Annotated in this window: 19 protein-coding genes; 14 read left to right on the forward strand and 5 right to left on the reverse strand. The window is 71.6% G+C overall.

Annotation, left to right across the window (positions count from 1 at the left end):
- Window positions 1–19 precede the first annotated feature (19 nt).
- The 10 genes from ACFXKZ_RS01685 (at window position 20) to ACFXKZ_RS01730 (ending at window position 6,938) form a co-directional block, all read left to right on the forward strand.
- On the forward strand, window positions 20–565 hold the full coding sequence (locus tag ACFXKZ_RS01685) for an RNA polymerase sigma factor (protein WP_379995234.1): 546 nt from the start codon (window positions 20–22) through the stop codon (window positions 563–565).
- Window positions 562–1,140 (forward strand): hypothetical protein, encoded by a 579-nt coding sequence (locus ACFXKZ_RS01690; protein WP_379995236.1) that lies wholly within the window; start codon window positions 562–564, stop codon window positions 1,138–1,140. Before ACFXKZ_RS01685 ends, ACFXKZ_RS01690 begins: the two co-directional genes overlap by 4 nt.
- A gap of 250 nt (window positions 1,141–1,390) precedes the next feature.
- Entirely contained in the window at window positions 1,391–1,960 is a 570-nt protein-coding gene (gene rsmD, locus ACFXKZ_RS01695; protein ID WP_379995238.1) for a 16S rRNA (guanine(966)-N(2))-methyltransferase RsmD, read from the forward strand.
- Window positions 1,961–2,020: 60 nt separating this feature from the next.
- A complete protein-coding gene (coaD, locus tag ACFXKZ_RS01700) occupies window positions 2,021–2,503 on the forward strand; it encodes a pantetheine-phosphate adenylyltransferase (protein ID WP_078975266.1) in 483 nt (160 codons plus the stop codon).
- Between the two features lie 108 nt (window positions 2,504–2,611).
- The gene (locus ACFXKZ_RS01705; RefSeq protein WP_379995240.1) at window positions 2,612–3,568 is read left to right on the forward strand and encodes a cell division initiation protein; all 957 of its coding nucleotides are present in this window, start codon (window positions 2,612–2,614) and stop codon (window positions 3,566–3,568) included.
- 263 nt (window positions 3,569–3,831) lie between these two features.
- Complete coding sequence (locus tag ACFXKZ_RS01710; protein WP_246127283.1) at window positions 3,832–4,347, forward strand: DUF177 domain-containing protein; 516 nt, start codon at window positions 3,832–3,834, stop codon at window positions 4,345–4,347.
- A gap of 2 nt (window positions 4,348–4,349) precedes the next feature.
- A complete protein-coding gene (gene rpmF / locus ACFXKZ_RS01715) occupies window positions 4,350–4,523 on the forward strand; it encodes a 50S ribosomal protein L32 (protein WP_026218805.1) in 174 nt (57 codons plus the stop codon).
- 8 nt (window positions 4,524–4,531) lie between these two features.
- Entirely contained in the window at window positions 4,532–5,272 is a 741-nt protein-coding gene (gene rnc / locus ACFXKZ_RS01720) for a ribonuclease III (protein WP_126642820.1), read from the forward strand.
- A gap of 161 nt (window positions 5,273–5,433) precedes the next feature.
- Window positions 5,434–6,312 carry a bifunctional DNA-formamidopyrimidine glycosylase/DNA-(apurinic or apyrimidinic site) lyase gene (gene mutM, locus ACFXKZ_RS01725; protein ID WP_379995243.1) on the forward strand — a complete coding sequence of 293 codons (879 nt, stop codon included), beginning with the start codon at window positions 5,434–5,436 and terminating at the stop codon, window positions 6,310–6,312.
- A gap of 23 nt (window positions 6,313–6,335) precedes the next feature.
- A complete protein-coding gene (locus ACFXKZ_RS01730) occupies window positions 6,336–6,938 on the forward strand; it encodes a hypothetical protein (RefSeq protein ID WP_379995245.1) in 603 nt (200 codons plus the stop codon).
- A gap of 52 nt (window positions 6,939–6,990) precedes the next feature.
- Here ACFXKZ_RS01730 and ACFXKZ_RS01735 read toward each other — a convergent pair whose 3' ends face one another.
- Window positions 6,991–7,734: a CAP domain-containing protein gene (locus ACFXKZ_RS01735; RefSeq protein WP_379995247.1), complete on the reverse strand. Its 744-nt coding sequence runs from the start codon at window positions 7,732–7,734 to the stop codon at window positions 6,991–6,993.
- Window positions 7,735–8,178: 444 nt separating this feature from the next.
- Here ACFXKZ_RS01735 and ACFXKZ_RS01740 point away from each other — a divergent pair, with 444 nt between their 5' ends.
- Both ACFXKZ_RS01740 and smc read left to right on the forward strand, forming a co-directional pair.
- Window positions 8,179–8,385: a hypothetical protein gene (locus tag ACFXKZ_RS01740; protein ID WP_379995249.1), complete on the forward strand. Its 207-nt coding sequence runs from the start codon at window positions 8,179–8,181 to the stop codon at window positions 8,383–8,385.
- Between the two features lie 304 nt (window positions 8,386–8,689).
- Complete coding sequence (smc, locus tag ACFXKZ_RS01745; RefSeq protein ID WP_379995251.1) at window positions 8,690–12,343, forward strand: chromosome segregation protein SMC; 3,654 nt, start codon at window positions 8,690–8,692, stop codon at window positions 12,341–12,343.
- 78 nt (window positions 12,344–12,421) lie between these two features.
- On the opposite strand, the gene ACFXKZ_RS01750 is transcribed toward smc, so the two are convergent.
- Complete coding sequence (locus ACFXKZ_RS01750) at window positions 12,422–13,414, reverse strand: LLM class flavin-dependent oxidoreductase (RefSeq protein WP_379995253.1); 993 nt, start codon at window positions 13,412–13,414, stop codon at window positions 12,422–12,424.
- A 201-nt stretch (window positions 13,415–13,615) separates the two neighbouring features.
- On the opposite strand from ACFXKZ_RS01750, the gene ftsY reads away from it, so the two are divergent.
- The gene (ftsY, locus tag ACFXKZ_RS01755) at window positions 13,616–14,800 is read left to right on the forward strand and encodes a signal recognition particle-docking protein FtsY (RefSeq protein WP_379995255.1); all 1,185 of its coding nucleotides are present in this window, start codon (window positions 13,616–13,618) and stop codon (window positions 14,798–14,800) included.
- A 461-nt stretch (window positions 14,801–15,261) separates the two neighbouring features.
- On the opposite strand, the gene ACFXKZ_RS01760 is transcribed toward ftsY, so the two are convergent.
- On the reverse strand, window positions 15,262–15,954 hold the full coding sequence (locus ACFXKZ_RS01760) for a bifunctional DNA primase/polymerase (protein WP_379995257.1): 693 nt from the start codon (window positions 15,952–15,954) through the stop codon (window positions 15,262–15,264).
- 292 nt (window positions 15,955–16,246) lie between these two features.
- Between ACFXKZ_RS01760 and ACFXKZ_RS01765 the strand changes: the two genes are divergently transcribed.
- Complete coding sequence (locus ACFXKZ_RS01765) at window positions 16,247–17,752, forward strand: hypothetical protein (protein ID WP_379995259.1); 1,506 nt, start codon at window positions 16,247–16,249, stop codon at window positions 17,750–17,752.
- A 58-nt stretch (window positions 17,753–17,810) separates the two neighbouring features.
- Here the strand turns inward: ACFXKZ_RS01765 and ACFXKZ_RS01770 are convergent, their stop codons facing one another.
- Both ACFXKZ_RS01770 and ACFXKZ_RS01775 read right to left on the reverse strand, forming a co-directional pair.
- Window positions 17,811–19,352, reverse strand: coding sequence for an ABC transporter substrate-binding protein (locus tag ACFXKZ_RS01770; protein WP_379995261.1), 1,542 nt, complete (start codon window positions 19,350–19,352; stop codon window positions 17,811–17,813).
- A 362-nt stretch (window positions 19,353–19,714) separates the two neighbouring features.
- Window positions 19,715–21,301: an ABC transporter substrate-binding protein gene (locus ACFXKZ_RS01775; protein WP_379995263.1), complete on the reverse strand. Its 1,587-nt coding sequence runs from the start codon at window positions 21,299–21,301 to the stop codon at window positions 19,715–19,717.
- Window positions 21,302–21,362: the final 61 nt, after the last annotated feature.

Below are 21,362 nucleotides of genomic sequence, written 5' to 3' on the forward strand. Positions count from 1 at the left end.
GGTTGGTTACCAATGGGCCATGGACGCACGTACGGGGGACGAGGGCTTCGACGCGCTCTTCTGCGGGTTGCTCCCTCGGTTATACCGGCGGGCAGTGTTGCTCGCCGGCGAGGGCAGCGCCGAGGACGCGGTGCACGAGACCTACCTGAAACTGGCCCGCAGACCCGACCGGCTCCTGGGCCACCCGGAGCCGTACGCGTACGCGTTCCGTGCGCTGGTCAGCGCCACCCGCGACATGTGGCGGGTGCGCAGCCGACAGGTGCTGCTGGCCGAACCGCCCGAACCGGAGCACACGCACGCGGGCGCCGCCGACCCGATCGCCCGGCGCGAGGCCGAGTGGGAGGCGGTGCGGATGCTCGGCTCGCTGCCCGCCAAACAGGCCGCGGCGGTGCTGCTGGTCGACCTGGACGGCTACACGATCGACCAGGCCGCCGAGATCCTGGGCGTGCACCGCGGGACGGTGTCCCGCTCGCGCGAGCGCGCCCTGACCCGACTGCGCGCCGGCCTGGGCGGCCCCACCGGCCGGTTCCGCCGCCGGGATCGGCACGAAGGAGTGACCCGGTGAATCCGTCGCCCCCCGACCTCGACGACCCCGACGACGCGGTCCGCGAACTGCGCGTCCGGCTGCGCGACGCGGACGCGGACTGCGTCGAACCGCCCGGCCTCGCCGCGCGGGCGACGCGCCGGCCGGCCCCGCGCCCGAGGTGGCGCGGGGTGTTCGCGACGGTGCTCACGGCCGTCGTGGTGGTCGCCGTGGTCGGCCTGAGCGCGTTCCTGGCGGGCCGGCACAACCCCGCCGAGCGGCCGACACCCAAGCCGCCCGCCGCGCGTGCGGCAAGCGTGCAGGGCGAGGTGTACAACTCGGAGGAGCCGTGCCGGGCGCTGCGCACGATCGAGTGCTCGCTCGGCGTCTTCCACAAACCGGCCCTGTCGTCGCGGACGGCCGACCTGGCCGAACGGGTCTGGCACGGCGACCGGGTGCTCCTGGTCTGCCTGCTCGCCGACGGCCCGCGCGTCACCGACGAGACCGGCGTCGCCTCCCGGCACTGGTACCGGGTGGTGGTCCTGGGCACCGGCGCCGAGGGCTGGTTGCCCGGCGTGCGCACCCGCAACGAGACCGAGGTCCCGGACTGCACGTGAGCCGGGGCCGCCCTGGCACGGGCCGGACGCGGCCGGGGGAGGGGACACGCCCGCCCCCGGCCGCGCCCGGTCGCGACGCTCGCCACGATACGATCGGGAACCCCCGCGTGTATGGCACGTCACGCACGGTGTTCGGGCCCGGATGCCGCCGGTCGCGACCAGTCGATAGCGTGGACGCCATGCCGGATACGTACGCCGAACCCGTCCCCGTCGCCGCCCACACGGCCGTCGCCCGTCCGCGAGCGCGCGGATGACCCGGGTGATCGCCGGCGCGGCGCGCGGTCGCCGGCTCGGTACCCCGCCGGGGGAGAACACCCGACCGACCTCGGACCGGGCCCGCGAGGGGCTGTTCTCCACCCTCCAGTCGCTGCGCGGCACCATGCACGGCGCGCGGGTGCTCGACCTGTTCGCCGGCTCCGGCGCGGTCGGCCTGGAGGCGCTGTCGCGCGGCGCCGCGCACGCCCTCCTGGTCGAGCCCGACGCCAGGGCGGCCGGCGTGGTCCGGGAGAACATCCGCCTGGTCGGCCTGCCCGGCGCCGAACTGCGGCCGGCCCGGGCGGAGAAGACGGCCGGCACGCCGTGCCCCGGCGAGCCGTACGACGTGGTTTTCCTCGATCCGCCGTACGCGGTCACCGACGGTGAGGTGGGCGCGCTGCTCGACACGCTCGCCGAACACGGCTGGTTGGCGGCCGATGCGCTGATCGCGGTCGAACGGGCCACGCGCGGTGGGCCATTCGCGTGGCCCGCCGATTTCGTCGAGATCAGATCCCGTCGCTACGGCGAGGGAACGCTCTGGTACGGTCGCGCCGCGCAAGCCTGATCAGGCGGCCGGACCGTCGGGTCCGCACCCGCCGGCACCCGATTTCGAGGGGAACCTCCGTTGCGTCGAGTCGTCTGCCCCGGTTCGTTCGACCCGGTCACCAACGGTCATCTGGACATCATCGGCCGGGCCTCCAGCCTCTACGACGAGGTCTACGTGGCGATCGGCTTCAATCGCGCCAAACGCTCCGGTCTGTTCACCATCGAGGAGCGCATCGACATGCTCCACGAGGTGGTCGAGCAGTACGGGAACGTCAGGGTCGAGGCGTTCGAGGGGTTGCTGGTCAACTTCTGCAAGGAGCGCGAGATCCCGGCCATCATCAAGGGGCTGCGCGCGGTCACCGACTTCGACTACGAGTTGCAGATGGCCCAGATGAACTACGGTCTTACCGAAGTGGAGACCCTGTTCGTCGCGACGAACCCCCTCTACAGCTTTCTGTCGTCGAGTCTCATCAAAGAGGTCGCGACGTACGGAGGCGACGTGTCCGGCCTGGTGCCGGAGACGGTGCTACGTCGGCTCACCGAGCGGCTCGCGCAGGGCTGACGCGGCACGTGCCTCGTCACCGGGCCGACCGCCCGGGGCGAGTCGGTCCGTCACGCGATGCCGGCGAACACGACGGCTACCGTCGGTTTGAGGAGAGAGAGCAAGCCCGTGGACGTGCAGCCCAAGCTCGATGAACTGATCGCCCTGGTGGAGAACGCCCGCTCGATGCCGATGTCGGCGTCCTGCGTGGTCAATCGCGCGGACGTGGTGGCCCGGCTCGAGGAGCTCAAGAACCTGCTGCCCGAGGAGTTCCAGCACGCCCGCCGGGTGCTCGGCGACCGCGAGTCGGTGATCGAGGAGGGGCGCCGCGAGGCCGAGCGGGTGCTGGCCAAGGCGCGCGAGGAGCGTGGTTCGCTGGTCGCCGACACCGAGGTGGCGCGCGAGGCGTACGGCGAGGCGGAGCGGATCCTGACCGAGGCCCGCCGCGAGGCCCAGCGCATTCGCGAGGAGGCCGACGACTACGTCGACCAGAAGCTGGCCAACTTCGAGGTGGTGCTCACCAAGACGCTCGGCGCGATCGGCCGGGGTCGCGACAAGATGCGCGGCCGGCGCCCCTCCGACGAGCTGGGCGAGTACATGCAGGCGCAGGAGCTGGCCGACGCGCAGGCCAAGGCCCGCCCCGGCAGCCTCCAAGCCCAGCTCGACGGCCACGAGGAGACCTTCGCCGCTCCGCAGCAGCAACAGCCGCAGCAGCCCGGCCGGCCGGAGTACCCGAGCGGGCCGCCCGCCGCGCCGACCGTGCCAGCGCAGACCGGCCCCTACGGCCAGGACACCTACGCGCAGCCCGGCTACGGACAGCCCGCGTACGCGCAGGGCACGGGCGTCGACAACGGCTACGCCGGCGGCTACGAGGGCCAGTACGACATGGGCCAGTACGATCAGCACGGGCAGCCGCAGTACCCGGGCCCGCACGACCAGGCACAACACCACGCCGGTCCGAACACCGGACAGCAGCCCGCCTACGACCCGCAGGGCGGCTACGGCCAGTCGCTGGACGAGACCAGCTTCTTCGACACGAGCCTGATCGACGTGCGCCAGTTCCAGCAGGACGGCGGCCGGCAGTAGCCGGCTCGCCCGACCCGGTCCGGCGCTTCGCGCGGCCCGCTCGAATGGCCCCGTTTGGGGCCTGGCGCGCGGGCTGCGATACTCTTACGGACCGACCCTGCCCGAGGCGTGTTTTTCGCGTGCCCCGAGGGTCGGCACCCTGACCATTCGAGCCTCCCGGCGACGGGAGGTGGCATTGCATGAGGTAGGACACCCTGGACCGCTTGGATCACCGCAAACCGCTCGTCGTCGACACACGCGAGCTGGGGCGCCGGCCTGGATCCATGCTGAAGGTGTCCCGCACCGTGCCGGCCCCGGTGGACATGGGTGTGGCGGATGTGATCGGCGCTCCCGAAGGTGTCCCGATCCGGCTGGGTGTCCGGCTGGAAGCGGTCATGGAGGGTGTGCTGGTCACCGGCGTCGCGCAGGTGCCGCTGACCGGTGAGTGCGTCCGGTGCCTGGAACCGCTCGAGCGCGAGCTCACGGTGCGTTTCCAGGAGCTGTACGTCTACCCGGACACGGACGCCGACGAGGACGCCCTCCGGCTGCAGGACGACCTGTTCGACCTGGAGCCGGTCCTGCGGGACGCGACGGTGCTCGCACTGCCGCTCTCGCCGCTGTGCCGGGAGGATTGCCCGGGTCTGTGCTCCGAATGCGGAGCGCTGCTCGCGGAGGACCCCGACCACAGTCACGAGCTCGCCGACCCCCGGTGGGCGAAGCTGACCAGCATCTTCGACGGACCTTCCGCCGAAGCCGACGTTGACGGCGCCTCCGGCGCCGACGAGAACCAGGAGAAGTAGCCGTGGCTGTTCCGAAGCGGAAGATGTCGCGCAGCAACACCCGGCACCGCCGGAGCCAGTGGAAGGCCACTGCCGCCAACCTGGTGACCTGCGAGCGCTGCCGTGAGCCCAAGCTGTCGCACATCGCGTGCCCGAGCTGCGGCACCTACAACCGCCGCCAGGTCCTCGACGTCTGATCAGGCCGGTGGTAGTTCCGGTGACGGAATCACTCGCGCAGTACGCGGATCTGGAAGGGCGGCTGGGCTGGTCGCTCGACGCCGCCCTTCTGGAACGCGCCCTCACCCATCGTTCGTACGCCTACGAACACGGCGGGCTGCCGACCAACGAGCGCCTGGAGTTCCTGGGCGACTCGGTGCTCGGCCTCGTCGTCACCGACACGCTCTACCGCAGGCACCCCGACCTGCCCGAGGGCCAGCTCGCGAAGTTGCGGGCCGCGGTCGTCAACTCGCGCGCCCTCGCGGGCGTCAGTCGGCGACTGGACCTGGGCGCCTTCATCCGGCTCGGCCGCGGTGAAGTGGGGACCGGCGGGCGGGACAAGTCCTCGATCCTGGCCGACACGCTCGAGGCCATCCTCGGTGCGGTGTACCTGGACCAGGGCCTGGACGCGGCGACCGAGCTGATCCACCGGTTGTTCGATCCGCTGATCGAGCAGTCGGCGAATCTCGGCGCGGGCCTGGACTGGAAGACCAGCCTCCAGGAGCAGACCGCCGCGGCGGGCATCGGAGTCCCCGAGTACGTGGTCTCCGAGACCGGCCCCGACCACGAGAAGACCTTCACGGCCCTGGCCCGGGTCGCCGGTGTCGATTACGGCACCGGCGTCGGACGGAGCAAGAAGGAGGCGGAGCAGCAGGCCGCCGAAAGCGCTTGGCACTCGATCCGCGCCAAGTACGGAGACGGTTCCGGCACCCCGTCGGCCACCGCCTAGTCTCCGAGCCAATGCCTGCCGATAGGTAAGTTCGAACCGGTCGACGACCCCCGTGGTCGCCCGGCACGACCTCACCTACCGGCAGGCATTTTCGCATTCCCGAACCCGGCCCCATCGGGTCCGGCTTCCTCAGTCGCGCCGTCTCCAGGGGGAGTGCCCACGTGCCCGAACTGCCCGAGGTCGAGGTCGTCCGTCGCGGACTGGAGACGTGGGTGGTGGGCCGCACCATCGCACGTGTCGAGGTCACCCACGAGCGGGCGATCCGCCGCCATCTCGCGGGTTCGGCGGACTTCGCCGACGCGCTGGTCGGCACCCGCGTGCACGCCGCGCGCCGGCGCGGCAAGTATCTGTGGTTGCCGCTGGTGGCACCCGGCGCCGACGAGCCCGAGGACGCGCTGCTGGCGCACCTGGGGATGAGCGGCCAACTGCTCGTGCAACCGGCCGAGGCACCCCGGGAGAAACACCTGCACGTGCGCTTCGGCTTCACCGACGGCGGGCGCGAGTTGCGCTTCGTCGACCAGCGCACGTTCGGCGGGCTCGCGGTCGAGCGTGGCGGCGCCGAACTGCCGCCCTCGATGGCGCACATCGCGCGCGACCCGCTCGATCCGCTGTTCGACGACGCGCTCTTCCACGCCGCGCTGCGCCGGCGCAATACCGAGGTCAAGCGCGCGCTCCTGGACCAGTCGCTGGTCAGCGGCATCGGCAACATCTACGCCGACGAGGCGCTGTGGCGCAGTCGACTGCACGGCGCGCGCCCGACCGGACGGTTGACCCTCGCGCAGACCACACTGCTGCTCGCCTCGGCCCGCGACGTGATGAACGACGCGCTCGCGGCGGGCGGCACCTCGTTCGACAGTCTGTACGTCAACGTGAACGGGGAGAGCGGCTACTTCTCCCGCGGCCTGGACGCCTACGGCCGCGAGGGCGAGCCGTGCAACCGGTGCGCGACGCCGATCCGGCGCATCTCGTTCATGAATCGCAGCAGTTACTTCTGTCCGTCCTGTCAGCGCGCGCCACGCAGGGCGACGGTCGGGGCGTAGGCACGGTAGTCAGGGAGCGTGTCATGGCATTCAACGGGGACATCGTCGTCGTGCGTGGGGCACGACCGTTGTCCGAGTTCGCGCCGCACGTGGACGTCGCGGCGCACCCGGCCCGAACGATGTGGGAGTCGCCGGACGGCTGGACCGCGACGCATGTCCGGCACGACGACGATCCGTTCGCGTTCGAGCGGCCGTGGGTCGCCGCGCTGGCGGCCAAGGCCGACTCGCCGGTGCTGGTGTGCTGGGTGTTCGAGACGCACGTGGCGCACGTCCAGGGGGTGAGCGAGGCCGGGGAGTGGGAGGCCTGGCTCAACCCCGGCGAGGCGGCGGCGCATCTGGCGATGAGTCGGCTCGAACTGGAGGCGGCGCGCACCGGCGACGACGTCTTCGACGGCGACGGCGACCTGCTTCGGCCGGCGCGTTACGCCGAACTGCGTGACGAGGTGGCCGAGGTGCTCGTCCGGGCCCGGCCGAAGGTGGCCGCGGCGGCGGTGCGCTGGGCCCGGGCGGCGGGTCGGCCCACCACCCGGCCGGCGATCGAGGGGGTACTCGCGCGCAACCAGGGCGAGTCGGGGCTGCGCGTGTTCGGCCTGCTGGCGGATCGACTCGGGGTGGGCCCCTGCTGACCGGAGCCCGCGGTAACGGGGTGCCCTGAGGTGTCGGGGTGCGCGGAGCGGGTCAGCGGCCGAATTCCTGGGTCCACCACGGGCCGCCGGTGCCCTCGTGGATGCCGACGCCGAGTTTGGTGAGCGAGCAGTCGAGGATGTTGCGGCGGTGGCCCGGGCTGTTCATCCAGGCGCGCATCACCGCGTCGGCGGTCTTTTGGCCGCGCGCTATGTTCTCCGCGCCCAGGTAGCTCACGCCGGCCTTCTCGGCCCGGTCCCACGGGGTCTGCCCGTCGGGCGTGTTGTGGTCGAAGTAGTCGCGGGCGGCCATGTCGGCGCTGTGCGCGCGGGCCAGCGCGACCAGCTTCGCGTCGTTTTTGACCGGGCCGCAGCCCGCGCTCGCCCGTTCGTCGTTGACCAGCGCGAGCACCCGCTCCTCGGGGTCGCTCGGCAGTTTCGGCGCGCTCGTGGACGGCGTCGCCGCGGGCTTGCTCGGCGTGGGGGTGCTCGGGCTCGGCGTGCCGGTACCGGTGCCGGCGGTGCTCGGAGTGCTCGGCGGCGCGGTCGTTGTGGGGGCGGTGCCGGCGCCGGGATCCGGCAGGGCGGTGCGGCCGGTGGTCGCCGCGCCCGGCAGCAGGCTGCGGGACGCCTCGTCGCCGGTGCGGTCGGCTCCCGCGAGGCCGGCCGGCCCCGATCCGTCGAGGGGCCGCCCGGCGCGGTCGCCGTCGGGGCCGCTCGCGTGCCGCGTGGAGGACTCGCCGGCGTGCTCCGAGACGACCATGCCGGCCACCGTGCCGCCCACGGCGAGTACGGCCAACAGGGCGAGCAGGGGCGCGAGTCGTCGCCGTCGCGACCTCGCGCGTCGTCGATGCGGGCGTGCCGACGTCGGAGTGCGACTGTGCCGGGCCATGGAGGGTCGAGTCACCTTCCGGCAGGGGGAGGTCGATTCACCCGAACGGGTGTGGTGCCGGTGTGACTCTAGGGCACGGCTGTCGGGAGTTGGCGGACAACCGCAATCTTCTTGACGCCGACGTCGAAAGATGATCTCGTACACCCAGCACGACGACCGTCGCCCCAGTCCGCAGGAAAACTGCGTTGATCGGGTGAAGGTCCCGTTATCGTGCCGTTATGATATTGACCTCCTGCGCTTTTGGTGCGACGCTGGAAGCCCGCGCACCCTATCAGGAGCCTTGCGGCCGGGTGCCACATTTAGACCCGCGAATCTGCGTGGTCATTCATTTTCAGCGTGGAGGACCCTCTCATGGCGAAGGCGCTTCTCGGTTACGTCGGTGGCCCCGATCCCCGACTGCTCGCCGAGAATCGACGGCTCCAGCAGCGTGTTCGTGACCTGGAAACGGAACTTGTCCGTGCCCAGGAGCGCAACGACGCGCTCAACGCCGCCGCTTCGGACGAGCTGCTTGCCGGCTTCGACGTCTCCACGGCGGAACCCGCGCTGTCGCGAGCGTAGGTCCGTAACCGATAACCAGGGACGCCTTCAGGCGTCCCTTTGTCGTTTCCGACCCCGTTCGCTGTGCCTTGCTGTGCCTTGTTCGCTGTGCCTTCGGTCCCCGCGCGACCCGTGTGCGGCGCGCCCGCCGATCCGCGCGCCCGGTGTTTTCGCCAACCGCCCCGTGTGTTGTCCCCGCCGATCCCCCTTGCCCGCCCACCCGCTCGCTTCCAGCGTTTGATACCCCCATACGGGGCACTCGACACGCCGTCCCGTCGACGGAGCGCGGCCATCGTGTGGGCACCGCCGACTACCCTTTTGTCGCGTGCACCTCAAGAGTCTGACCCTGCGTGGCTTCAAGTCCTTCGCGTCGGCGACGACGCTGCGCTTCGAGCCCGGCATCACGTGCGTGGTGGGGCCCAACGGCTCCGGCAAGTCGAACGTGGTCGACGCGCTGTCGTGGGTGATGGGCGAGCAGGGCGCCAAGACGCTGCGCGGCGGCAAGATGGAGGATGTCATCTTCGCCGGCACCGCCGGCCGGCCGCCGCTCGGGCGGGCCGAGGTGAGCCTGACCATCGACAACACCGACGGCGCGCTGCCCATCGACTACGCCGAAGTCACCATCACCCGGCGGATGTTCCGCAACGGCGGCTCCGAGTACGAGATCAACGGCAGCACCTGTCGGCTGCTCGACATCCAGGAACTGCTCTCCGACTCCGGGATCGGTCGGGAGATGCACGTGATCGTCGGCCAGGGCCGGCTCGACTCCGTGTTGCAGGCCGACCCCACCGGGCGCCGCGCGTTCATCGAGGAGGCCGCGGGCGTCCTCAAGCATCGCAAGCGCAAGGAGAAGGCGCTGCGCAAGCTGGACGCGATGCAGGCGAACCTGAACCGGGTCCAGGACCTGACGGGCGAGCTGCGCAGGCAGCTCAAGCCGCTCGGCCGGCAGGCCCAGGTGGCCCGGCGGGCGGCGGCGATCCAGGCCGATCTGCGGGATGCGCGGCTGCGGCTGCTCGCCGACGACCTGGTGGCACTACGGCGGGCGCTGGCCGAGGAGGTCGCCGACGAGACGGCGCTGCGCGAGCGGCGCACGGTGGTCGAGCGCGAGTTGGGCGTGGTCCAGGCCCGGGAGGCCGAACTGGAGGCCGAGGTGCGGGCGATGGCGCCGCGCCTGGCCCGGGCGCAGGAGACCTGGTACACGCTGTCCGCGCTGGCCGAACGGGTGCGTGGGACGGCGGGGCTTGCGGGCCAGCGGCTGCGGCACGCGAGCGCGGCGCCGGCCGACGAGCGGCGGGGGCGCGACCCGGAGGAGATGGAGCGCGAGGCCGAGCGTATCCGCGAGCAGGAGGCGGAGTTGGCCGCCGCGCTGGAGTCGGCGCAGGTCGAACTGGCCGAGACGGTGGAGCGCCGCGGCGAGCTGGAGCGGGCCTTGGTCGCCGAGGAGGGCCGGCTCAAGGTGGTCGCCCGGGCGCTTGCGGACCGCAGGGAGGGACTGGCCCGGCTGGTCGGACAGGTCGGCGCCGCGCGCAGCCGGGTGGCCGCCGCGGAGGCCGAGATCGGACGGCTGGCGGGCGCCCGGGACGAGGCGCGGGAGCGGGCGGTCGCGGCGCGCGAGGAGTACGAGGAGCTGCGGCTCGGGGTCGAGGGTTCGCCCGAGGACGGTGCCGGCGGGTCCGGGCTTGCCGCGATCGAGGCCCGGTTGGCGCTCGCCGAGGAGGCGCTGGCCGCCGCGGAGGAGGAGTTGGCCCGGGCGCGTGACGCGGAGCAGGCGGTGGAGCGGGAGCGGTCGGCGGTGACCGCGCGCAAGGAGGCGTTGGAGCCGGCGTTGCGCCGCCGGGACGGTAGCGGTGCGCTGCTCGCGGCCGGTGACCGGCTCTTTGGCGTGCTCGGCACGGTGGCCGCGCTGATCACCGTGGAGCACGGCGCCGAGCAGGCGGTGGCGGCGGCCCTGGGGGCGGCCTCGGAGGCGGTCGCGGTGGACGGCGTGGAGCCGGCCGTGGACGCGTTGCGGCTGCTGCGCAAGGACGACGCGGGGCGGGCGGCGCTGGTGCTCGCCGGGGCCGCGGCGGAGGGGCCGGCGGCCGGGGGGCCGGACGGGTGGCCCGCGCTGCCGGCGGGAGCGGTGTACGCGACGCGGTTGGTGGTCGTTCCCGAGGCGTTGCGCGGGGCGCTGGCCGTGCTGCTCGATCGGGTCGCGGTGGTCGACGACCTCGGCGCCGCGGCGGACCTGGTCCGGGCGGTGCCCGGGGTGCGGGCGGTGACCCGGGACGGGGATCTGGTCGGCGAGGGCTTTGCGTCCGGCGGGTCGGCCGGTGCGCCGAGCCTGCTGGAGGTGCAGGCCGCGGTGGACGAGGCGGTCGCGCGGCTGGACGTGTTGGCCCGGGGGTGCGCCACGGCCAAGGACGCGCTGGCCGACGCGGTGGCGGGCCGGCGGGAGGCCGCGGCGGCGGTCGAGCGGGCCCGGGCGGAGCGGCGCGAGGCGGAGCGCCGGGCGGCCGCGGCCGCGCAGCAGTTGGGCCGGCTCGGCGGACAGGCCCGGGCGGCGGCGGGTGAGGCCGAGCGGTTGGCGGGCGCGGTGGCCACGGCCGAGGCGGCGCGGGAGCAGGAGGAGGCGAAGGCCGAGGAGTTGGCGGCCCGGCTGGAGAGCGCCGAGGAGTACAACGCGGCCGAGGGCGATGAGGAGCCGGACCACGCCGAGCGCGATCGGCTCGCGGGCGCGGCGAGCGCCGCGCGGCAGGCCGAGATGGAGGCCCGGCTCGCGGTGCGCACCCATGAGGAGCGGGTGCGCTCGCTCGCGGGTCGGGCCGACGCGCTGGACCGCGGCGCGCGGGCGGAGCGGGAGGCGCGCGCGGCGGCCGCGCGGCGCCGGGAGCGGTTGGCGGTGGAGGCGCGGATCGCGCGGGCGGTGCTCGTGGGCGCGGAGACGCTGTTGCGCCACGTCGAGGCGTCGTTGGCGCGGGCCGGCGGCGAGCGCGAGGCGGCGGAGGCGGCGCGGGCCGCGTGCGAGGCGGATCTGGCCCGCGAGCGGGGTCGGTCCCGGGAGTTCGCCGCCGAGTTGGAGAAGTTGACCGACTCGGTGCACCGGGACGAGATGTTGCGGGCGGAGAAACGGTTGCGGGTCGAGCAGTTGGAGGCCCGGTCGTTGGAGGAGCACGGGATCGAGGCGGAGGGGCTGGTCGCCGAGTACGGCCCGGACCGCCTCGTGCCCGCGTCGTTGCCCGCCGAGGGCGAGACGCGCGATCCGGATTCGGCCGAGGCGCGGCCGCGTCCGTACGTCCGGGCCGAGCAGGAGAAGCGGCTGCGCGCGGCGGAGAAGGCGCATGTACAGCTCGGCAAGGTGAATCCGCTCGCGTTGGAGGAGTTCGCCGCGCTGGAGGAGCGGCACAACTTCCTGACCGAGCAGTTGGAGGATCTGAAGAAGACCCGCCGCGATCTGATGACCGTGGTCAAGGAGGTGGACGAGCGGGTCGAGCAGGTCTTCACCGCGGCCTTCCACGACACCGCGCGGGAGTTCGTGGGGGTGTTCGCCCGGCTGTTCCCCGGCGGCGAGGGGCGGTTGGTGCTCACCGACCCGGAGGACATGCTGACCACGGGCATCGAGGTCGAGGCCCGGCCGCCGGGCAAGAAGGTCAAGCGGCTGTCGCTGTTGTCCGGCGGCGAACGTTCGCTGACCGCGGTGGCCCTGCTCGTGGCGATCTTCAAGGCCCGGCCCAGTCCGTTCTATGTGATGGACGAGGTCGAGGCGGCGCTGGACGACATGAACCTCCAGCGGCTGATCGGGATCTTCGCCGAGCTGCGGGAGAGTTCGCAGCTGATCGTGATCACGCACCAAAAGCGCACGATGGAGGTCGCCGACGCGCTCTACGGCGTCTCGATGCGCGGCGACGGCGTGACGACGGTGATCAGCCAGCGGTTGCGACAGGAGGACCGACGGGAGGCGACGGAGCACGCCGAGCCGATGAGCGGGGCGGTGCGCTGAGATACACCCGGGCGGTGCGGACGGGCCCGGACCGGACGAGGGCCGCGCTCCGGGGTGGAGCGGGGCCCTCGGTGGGTGTCACGCCGGGACGTTGCGCGGCATGACCTTGTCGTTGAACAGCTGCAGGCTGGCCCAGCCCGCGTCGATCGGCAGGCCGCCGACCAGCGGGTGCAGGATCAGCGCGTCGGTGAGGCCGCCGACCTGCCCGATCTCGACACACTCGTCGGGGGTGAGGCAGCAGTAGATGCCCTCCTCGCGCAGCGCCGCCACGGTGGTGGCCGACGACTCGACGACGGAGGCGATGTCGGGGGTCTGCCAGCCGGCGTAGGTGGTGGCCTCGTGCAGGAAGTATTCGCCGTACTCGGCCCACGCCTTGTCCGGGTCCTCGGTGCAGTGGATCATCCGGGTCTTCACCGGCGGCAGGATCGCGAAGCCGCCCTCGAAGCCCTCCTCCGCGGCGAGTTCGTAGTAGTACTGCTCCAGCTCCGGGATCGGTGCCGCCGCGTAGAACGGCAGGCGCAGCCGGACCGCGCGGCGCACGGACGCCTTCGCGGTGCCGCCGACCATGACCATCGGGTGCGGGTCGGTGAACGGCTTCGGGGTCACCCGTACGGTGGTGCCGCGGTATTCGAACGGCTCGCCGGTCCAGGCCTTGAGCAGGGTCTCCAGGACCTCGTCCTGGATTTTGCCGCGTCGCTTCCACTCCTTGCCGAGCGCCGCGTACTCCTCGGGCCGGTAGCCGATGCCCGCGACGAGGGAGAGCCGGCCGCCACTGATGTTGTCCAGGACGGCGATGTCCTCGGCGAGCCGGATCGGGTCGTAGAGCGGGGCGAGCAGCGCGCAGACGATCACGCCGATGCGCTCGGTGGCGCCGAAGATCGCGCCTGCGGTGCTCAGCGGTGACGGGCTCCAGGCGTTGTCCGCGCCGTGGTGCTCCTCCAGGCTGATCATGTCGAACCCGTTCTTGTCCGCGAAGGCCGCCATCTCGACGGTGGCCCGATAGCGGGCGGACATCTCCTGCCGGTCGAGACCGGGGAGCACCTGGTTGAACCGCAGATTCGTGACAGCCATGGACCGTGAACACCTTCCGGGTCGGGCCGAGCCGTCTCGGACACGTGTCGTCGGCCGGACGGTGCTTGGCATCGGCAAGCTATCTGACGCAGTGTCAGGATTCAACGGTCTCCGGGTGATCGCAGCGCCCGCCGGGCGAGGACCCGCCGGAGGCGGCCGGTCGCGGTTCGCCGCCGGGTGGTCTGGGAGACTGGAGGTCCTATGGAGACTGTGATCCTGATCGTCGTCATTGCCCTTGTCGTCCTCGGCACCGCCGGCTGGTTCGTGGTCGGCTCGCGCCGCAAGGGCGTCCCGCCGGCGCCGCCGCGCACGCCGGTCGAGCCGGGTGTCGGTGACGAGGCCGCGCCGAGCGTCGAGGCGCCGCGGCGTACCGTCGCCACGGTCGACCTGCCGGAGACCACGGTGGTGGTGCCGGCCGAGCCGGAACCGGCGCCGCTGGAGATTCCCGACCCCACCGCCGGCCGGCTGGTCCGGCTGCGGGCCCGGCTGGCCCGTTCGCAGACCTCGCTGGGCAAGGGGCTGCTGGCCCTGCTCGCGCGCGAGCACTTGGACGAGGACACCTGGGAGGAGATCGAGGACACCCTGCTGACCGCCGACGTCGGCGTCGCGTCCACGCAGGAGCTGGTGGACCGGCTCCGTACCCGGGTGAAGGTGCTCGGTACTCGGACGCCGGCCGATCTGCGGGCGTTGTTGCACGAGGAGCTGCTCACGCTGGTCGGGCCGGACCTGGACCGTACGCTGAAGACCGCCCGGCACACCGGGGGAGAGACGGGCGACCGGCCGGCCGTGGTGCTGGTGGTGGGCGTCAACGGGACCGGGAAGACCACCACGACGGGCAAGCTGGCCCGGGTGCTGGTGGCCGACGGGCGCAGCGTGGTGCTGGGCGCGGCGGATACGTTCCGGGCCGCGGCGGCCGACCAGTTGCAGACGTGGGGCGAGCGGGTCGGCGCGCGTACCGTGCGGGGGCCGGAGGCCGGGGACCCGGCCAGCGTCGCGTTCGACGCGGTCAAGGAAGGCATCGCCGAGGGCGTGGACACGGTGCTCGTGGACACCGCCGGGCGACTGCACACCAAGACCGGGCTGATGGACGAGCTGGGCAAGGTCAAGCGAGTGGTGGAGAAGCACGGGCCGGTGGACGAGGTGCTGCTCGTGCTGGATGCCACGACCGGGCAGAACGGGCTGGTCCAGGCTCGGGTGTTCGCGGAGGTGGTGGACATCACCGGCATCGTGCTCACGAAGCTGGACGGGACCGCCAAGGGGGGCATCGTGGTTTCGGTGCAGCGGGAGTTGGGCGTGCCGGTGAAGTTGATCGGGCTTGGGGAGGGGCCGGACGATCTGGCGCCGTTCGAGCCGTCGGCGTTCGTGGACGCGCTCATTGGGGAGTAGGCGCGGTTTGGCGCGGAGCGCGCGGGTCTTCGGGCTGCGGTTGGGCTTCGCCCGCGCCGGGGTGTCCTCGAACGCCGGACGGGCTGGATGGTTCGGGTGCCGTTTGCGCCGGAGGCGGCGGTTGGGTGGTGGCCTCCGGCCTGGTGTCCTCAAGCGCCGGACGGGCTGGGTTTGTTTGGCTGGGGCCGCGTCGCCGGCTGTTTCGGGTGTCCTCAAGCGCCGGACGGGCTGAGGGGCTGGGTGCCGTTTGCGCCGGAGGCCGTGGTTGGGTGGTGGCCTCCGGCCCGGTGTCCTCAAGCGCCGGACGGGCTGAGGGGCCGGGTGTTTTGGGTGTCGGAGGCTGCTGTTTGTGGTGGTCTCCGGCCGGGTGTTCTCAAGTGCCGCGCGGGCTGGGTTTGGTTGGGTCGGGCTGCGTCGCCGGTTGTTTCGGGCGTTCTCAGGTGCCGGGTGGGCTGGATTGGTTAGGAGGCCAGCCACAGGGATCGGCCTGTGGGGGGCGTGTCCTGGCGGTGGCAGGTGTAGGCGAGGGTGCCCAGGAGCAGGCGGGCTTCGGGGAGGACTGGGGTGCCTGGGGATGGGGGGCGGATCCATTCGACCGGGCCGAGCAGGCCCATGGGGGATGGTGGGGCGAAGACGTAGTCGCCCGTGCCGTGGCAGCGTAGGTCGAGGTCGGCGTCGTCCCAGCCCATTTGGTAGAGCAGATGCGGGAGTTCGGCGGCGGCTCCGGGGGCGACCAGGAACGCCAGCCGGCCGGTCGGGGTGGCCAGGACCGGGCCCAGCGGGGTGCCCATACGTTCCAGGCGGACCAGCGCCCTCGCGCCCGCCGCGCGCGGCACGCTGATCGCGTCGAAGGCCCGACCCGTGGGGACCACCACGGTGCTGTCCGGCCACTGCGACCACAGGTAGCGCACCGCCGCCGGTGACGCGGTGGCCCGTTCGGACCAGCGCGGGTCGGCCGGGTGCATGCCCGGCGCGGCACACGTACGGCGGCCGCACGAACAGTGGGTGCCGCGTCCGTCGCGGACCAGATGTGCCCCCTGGGCCACCGGCCAGCCGCGTTCCTCCGCGAACTCGGCCACCGCCTGCCACAGTGCGGCCCGCGTGCGCCGGCGCGATCCGAGCATGATGTCCATGTCCTCCCCAACGGCACTCATTACTTTTGGTTACGCTGTGATCGCATAAGGTCACCTCGACGATCGTGGTGTCCGCGCGATATGAACGGCGGCAACGGGCAGCCGTCGGTGACACCGCGTCGCCGATCAGTCAAACGCGGCCTCCCCCGTAGCGCGTCCCGGGCGCGCGGGGTGGCGAAGCGTGGCGTTTGCGGTATCGACCGACACCTGCGCGCGAGTCGGAATACGTTCGGCGAACGGGCCTGCGCGTACGGTTTCCCATCGGGGCCCGACGCCTGACCGGCCGGACCGCTGAGGGCATGGGGGCGATGCGGTGGCGACGACGCGAGCGCGGGACGGCGGGTGCGCCGACGAACCCGAGCCGGACGGCGGGCGGCAGCCCAACGATCGGCTCGCGGCCTGGTTCGCGCGCAGCGGCTGGTCGAAGGGCGAACTGGCGCGCCAGGTCAACCGCCACGCGAAGGCGATCTCCGCCCCGCACGTCAGCACCGACACCTCGCGGGTGCGCCGCTGGCTGGACGGCGAGCAGCCGCGCGAGCCGATACCGCAGATCCTGGCCGAGCTGTTCACCCGGCGTTTCGGGCGCGTGGTCAGCATCGACGAACTAGGGCTGCGCGAGCCGGACGAGCCGCACGGCGACTTCGGCGTGGACCTGCCGTGGACCTTCGAGACGGTGGTGGACATCCTCGGCGAGTACACGCGCGGCGATCTGCTGCTGGGCCGCCAGGAGTTCGTCGGCCCCGCGCTGCGGCTGGCCGCGGGCCGGGACCTGGTCGAGCCGCTGCAGCGCTGGTCGGCACCGCTGCCGGTATCGCTCCCCGCCGTGGTCCCGGGCCGCCCGGGGAGCGCGCGGGGCGCGAGGCCGAGGCGCTTCGCGCGGCTGCCGGCCGGTGCGACCGAGCACTTGGACGAGACGGTGCGGCTGTTTCGGCGCTGGGACATGCAGGGCGGCGGCGGACTGCGGCGCAAGGCGGTGATCGGGCAGCTCAACGGGCTCACCGACCTGCTGCGCGACGAACATCCGCCCGCCGTGCGCGCCCGGCTGCTCGGGCTGACCGCCGAACTCGCGCTGCTGGCCGGGTGGATGTCCTACGACACCGGCCTGCAGCCGGGCGCGCAGAAGTACATGGTGCTCGCGCTGCACGCCGCGAAGGAGTGCGACGACGCGCCGTTCGGGGCCAATGTGCTCGGGGTGATGTCGCGGCAGATGATCCACTACGAACTGTCCGAGGACGCACTGGAGTTGATCCATCTGGCGCAGTACGGCAGCCGGGACACCGGCGGCACCGCGCTCCAGGCGATGTTGTACGCGCTGGAGGGCCGGGCGTATGCCGCGCTCGGCGACGCGGACCGATGTCGGCGCGCGCTGGGGCTGGCCGAGCAGGCATTGGCCGATACCAGGGCGGAGTTCGAGCCGGACTGGATCCGCTACTTCGACCGGGCCGAACTGCTCGCCGAGAGCGGTCACGCGTTCCGGGATCTCGCCTACACCAGGCCGGAGTTCGTGGCCCCGGCGAAGGAGCGGCTGGGCGAGGCGGTGCGGCTGCTCATGGGCACCGACGAGTACGTGCGCAGCCTGGCGCTCGCCCGGGTGGGGTTGGCCACCGTGTTCCTGATCGAGCGCAACCCGGGGGCCGCGGTGGAACAGGCCGCGGCGGCCCTGGAGATCGCCTTCCAAGTGCGCTCGGAGCGACTGATCGTGCGGTTGCGGCGCACCGTCGAGGCATTGGTGGGCGCCTTCCCGGCGGACGCGGCGGTGCGCGCGCTGGCCGCCCGGGTGGCGCGCGAGCTGCCCGAGGCGCCGTTTCCCACCGCGTGACGCGCGTCGGCCCCCTCCCGTACCCGGGAGGGGGCCGACGCGCGCGAGGGTTCGGCGACTACTTGAACCCGATCCGGTCCATGAAGAAGACGCCGGTGTTGAACTGCACGACGCCGGTGATCTTCTTGTTGGAGATCACCGCGATCGAGGACTCCGCGTAGGTCCACGCCGGCAGGTCGGCGACCATCGCCTTGCTCAGGTCCGAGGCGGCCTTCTTGCGCACGGCCGGGTCGGTGGAGTTGCGGCCGGTCAGCAGCGCGGTGTCCACCGCGTCGCTCTTCCAGCCGACGAAGTTGGTCGGGCTCTTGGAGAACCAGTTGTTGAACGTCACCGGTTCGGGGTCGGCCAGCCACTGCTGGAAGAGCATCGCCTGGAAGTCCTTGCGGAACGCGTACTTCTCGACATACGCGCCGATCTCCAGCGGCTCCAGCTTCATCGACACGTTCTTGTAGTCGGCCAGCTGGGTCTGCATCCACTCGGCGACCTTGATCGACGACGGGTTCTGCGGCAGCAGGTAGCTGAACTCGACCTTCTTGCCCTCCCGCTCCAGCTCGTCGAAGAGCTGCTTGGCCTTGGCCTTGTCCGGTGCGGCCTGCACGGCGGCCGGGTCGTAGAACGGCGACTTCTGGGCGAAGAAGCCCTTCGCCGGCACGTAGCCGTTGGCGAGCGTCTTGGGGATGCCGGCCGGGTCCAGGGCCAGCGTGATCGCCTGGCGTGCCCGCAGGTCGTCGAACGGGGGCCGGGTCATGTTGAACTGGATCATCTGGCCGCCGTCGACCGTGCGCTGGACGACGCCGATCTCCTTCTCCGCCTGCGCGATGGTGGCGTTGTCGGAGCTGACGAACACGTCGGCGCCACCGCTGGTGACCGTGCTGTACTGCTGCTTGATGTCCGGCACGTTCTTGATCGTCAGCTTGTCCAGCTTGGGCAGACCCTTGTCCTTCTGCCAGTACTTGTCGTTCTTGACGAAGACCTGTTGGCTGCCGCGCGTCCAGCTCTCCAGCTTGAACGGCCCCGCGCCCACGGGCCGGTTGCGGTACTCGTCCGGACCCTTGGCCAGCGAGGCGGGCGAGGCGATGTAGGTCAGGTCGATCGCGATCGCCCGGTCGAGGTTGGCGTTCGGCATGCCGAGCGGGGTGATCTCGATGGTGTTCGGGTCGACCACCTTGGTGGTCAGCCCGGCGGCGATCTGGCGGTGCAGGGACTGTACGTCGGCCTTGGCGTGCATGTCCCAGTTGGTTTTGACCGCCTCGGCGTTCAGCGGCGTGCCGTCGGAGAATACGACTCCGGGACGGAGCTTGAGCAGCCACGTCTTGCCGTTGTCCGCGGTGGTCAGCGCCTCACCCAGGTGCGGCTTGACCGAGTTGTCCTTGTCTATGTAGAAAAGCGGGTCGTACAGCGCGGCCAGGCGCGGCTCGTCCGCCACCGCGACCGAGGAAGCCTTGAACGGGTCGAGCGAGGCGGAGTCCTGGACGGCCAGCATGGTCATGCCGCCGCCGGACTTGGCCTCGCCCTGGACCGCGGACTGATTGCCGCCCGAGGACTTCGAGTCGTCCGAACCGCCACACGCGGTGGCCGTGATGCCGAGAGCCAGCGTCATCGAGACCAGAGCAGTGCGACGTGCGGTCGTGCGTCGTGCAGACAACGTTCTTGCCACCTCCGCCGGGGAACAACACAAGTGGTGCCGGGAGCCTTGAGCGTGGAGCGTGGAGCGTGGAGCGGGGACTGCCGAATCGGTACTGCGTGCGGCACACCGTAGATCCACTCGGCGCAACATGCACGACCTGTACGCCGATCTGTTACATCGTTACAGGCAGTCGTTGAATCGTGTCGGAACCTTGCCCCGCACAGCCCTGCGGAACCGGCCGGGAAGCCCGTCCGCGATGTGCGAACGGGCCTCCCGGACACCGTCGGTGACGATGCGTCGGATCCGGCCGGGGTCGATCCGGCGCGCGGGATCGGCTACTTCAGCCCGACCCGGTCCATCAGCATGCCACCGTCCTGGACGCCGACCACACCCACGGCCCGGGGGCCGGAGATGATGTTGGTGACCGCCTCCTGGTAGGCGAGCATCGGCAGGTCCTTGACCAGCGCCTTCTGCAGATCCGCGTAGGCGGCCTTGCGCACCGTCTCGTCGGTGGTGGAGCGGCCCTTGATCAGCGCCGCGTCCGCCTCGGGGCTCTTGTAGCCGGTGAAGTTCAGCGGGGTCTGTGAGAACAGGCTGTTGAACAGGATCGGTTCCGGGTCGCTCGACCAGATCTGGTAGAGCGCCGCGGTGTAGTTCTTCTGCACCGTCAGTCGCAGGTAGTAACTGCCGACCTCGGCCTTGTCGAGCTTGACCTCGACGTTCTTGAAGGCGTTCAGCGCCGTCATGGTGTATTCGGAGGTCGCGTTGGAGGTCGGGTTCTCCGGGACCAGGTAGTTGAACTTGACCGGCTTGCCCTCGCCCGCCAGCTCGTCGAAGAGCTTTTGCGCCTCGACCTTGTTCGGGCTCGGCTGCACGGCGGTGGAGTCGGTGAAGTTCTTGCCGCTGTGGAAGATGCTCTTGGCCGGGGTCGCCGTGCCCGCGAACATCTTCTGGTTCAGGTCGGCCGGGTCGAGCGCGAGCGCGACCGCACGGCGGGCGCGCGGGTCGTCGAACGGCGCCTGCGAGGTGTTGAACACGATCATCTGGCCGCCGTCGAGGGTGAACGGCGTGACGCCCAGGCCCGCTTCCTGGGCGGCCTTGGTCTTTTGCGCGTCGATCGTGAAGGTGATGTCGGCGCCGCCGGCCTTGATCGTGTCGACCTGCTGCTTGACGTCGTTGACCACCTTGATGGTCAGCGTGTCCAGATACGGTTTGTCGGCGCCCTGCCAATAGTTGGGGTTCTTCTCGAACACCATCTGACTGTCCCGGTTCCAGGTCTTGAGGATGAACGGGCCCGCGCCGACCGGCCGTTCGCCCTTCGGGTCGATCCCGTACTGCTTGGGCGACTCGATGTAGGACAACTCCGTGGCCACGGTGCGGTCGAAGTTGGCGTTCGGCATCGGCAGGGTGACCTTGAGCGTCAGCGGGTCGGCCACCTCCAACCCCAGGCCGGACGCCGCCGGGCGGTGCTGGCTGAGTACCTCCGGCTTGGCGTGCATCTCCCAGTTGAACTTGACCGCCGCCGCGTCCAGCGGGGTGCCGTCGCTGAACTTGACGTTCGGCTTGACCTTCAGCTCCCAGGTCTTGCCGCCGTCGTCGCTCTTCAGGCTCTCGCCGATCTGCGGGACGACCTTGTTCTGCGTGTTGTCCACGTAGAACAGCGCGTCGTAGACCGCGAGCATGCGGTTGAGGTCGGTGACCGCCGCGTAGGACGCGTTGAACGGCGTCATGCTGCGGGCGTCGGACACGGTCAGCAGGGTGAGGTTGCCGCCCTTCTTCGCGCCCGCCGAGGCGTTCGGGTCCGCCTTTCCGCCCGGGGCGTCGTCACCACCGCCGCACGCGGCGAGGGTCAGGGCCAGGACCGAGGCGCCGGCGAGGGTCGCCGTACGCCGTCGTGCGATGGTGCCGTGGTGCTTGCTCATGTGACTCCTCCGTTGTCACAAGGCACACCGGTCCCCGTTCGGACCGGATGTGGTGGTGCGG

This window comes from Embleya sp. NPDC059237 (assembly GCF_042754105.1).
Lineage (GTDB): Bacteria > Actinomycetota > Actinomycetes > Streptomycetales > Streptomycetaceae > Embleya.

Bases quoted from the DNA above. Each gene is read 5' to 3' on its own strand.
- ACFXKZ_RS01685 (WP_379995234.1), top strand. From the start codon at position 20: ATGGACGCACGTACGGGGGACGAGGGCTTCGACGCGCTCTTCTGCGGG.
- rsmD (WP_379995238.1), top strand. From the start codon at position 1,391: ATGACCCGGGTGATCGCCGGCGCGGCGCGCGGTCGCCGGCTCGGTACC.
- ACFXKZ_RS01710 (WP_246127283.1), top strand. From the start codon at position 3,832: ATGCTGAAGGTGTCCCGCACCGTGCCGGCCCCGGTGGACATGGGTGTG.
- ACFXKZ_RS01730 (WP_379995245.1), top strand. From the start codon at position 6,336: ATGGCATTCAACGGGGACATCGTCGTCGTGCGTGGGGCACGACCGTTG.
- ACFXKZ_RS01740 (WP_379995249.1), top strand. From the start codon at position 8,179: ATGGCGAAGGCGCTTCTCGGTTACGTCGGTGGCCCCGATCCCCGACTG.
- ACFXKZ_RS01750 (WP_379995253.1), bottom strand. From the start codon at position 13,414: ATGGCTGTCACGAATCTGCGGTTCAACCAGGTGCTCCCCGGTCTCGAC.
- ftsY (WP_379995255.1), top strand. From the start codon at position 13,616: ATGGAGACTGTGATCCTGATCGTCGTCATTGCCCTTGTCGTCCTCGGC.
- ACFXKZ_RS01760 (WP_379995257.1), bottom strand. From the start codon at position 15,954: ATGAGTGCCGTTGGGGAGGACATGGACATCATGCTCGGATCGCGCCGG.
- ACFXKZ_RS01770 (WP_379995261.1), bottom strand. From the start codon at position 19,352: ATGACGCTGGCTCTCGGCATCACGGCCACCGCGTGTGGCGGTTCGGAC.
- ACFXKZ_RS01775 (WP_379995263.1), bottom strand. From the start codon at position 21,301: ATGAGCAAGCACCACGGCACCATCGCACGACGGCGTACGGCGACCCTC.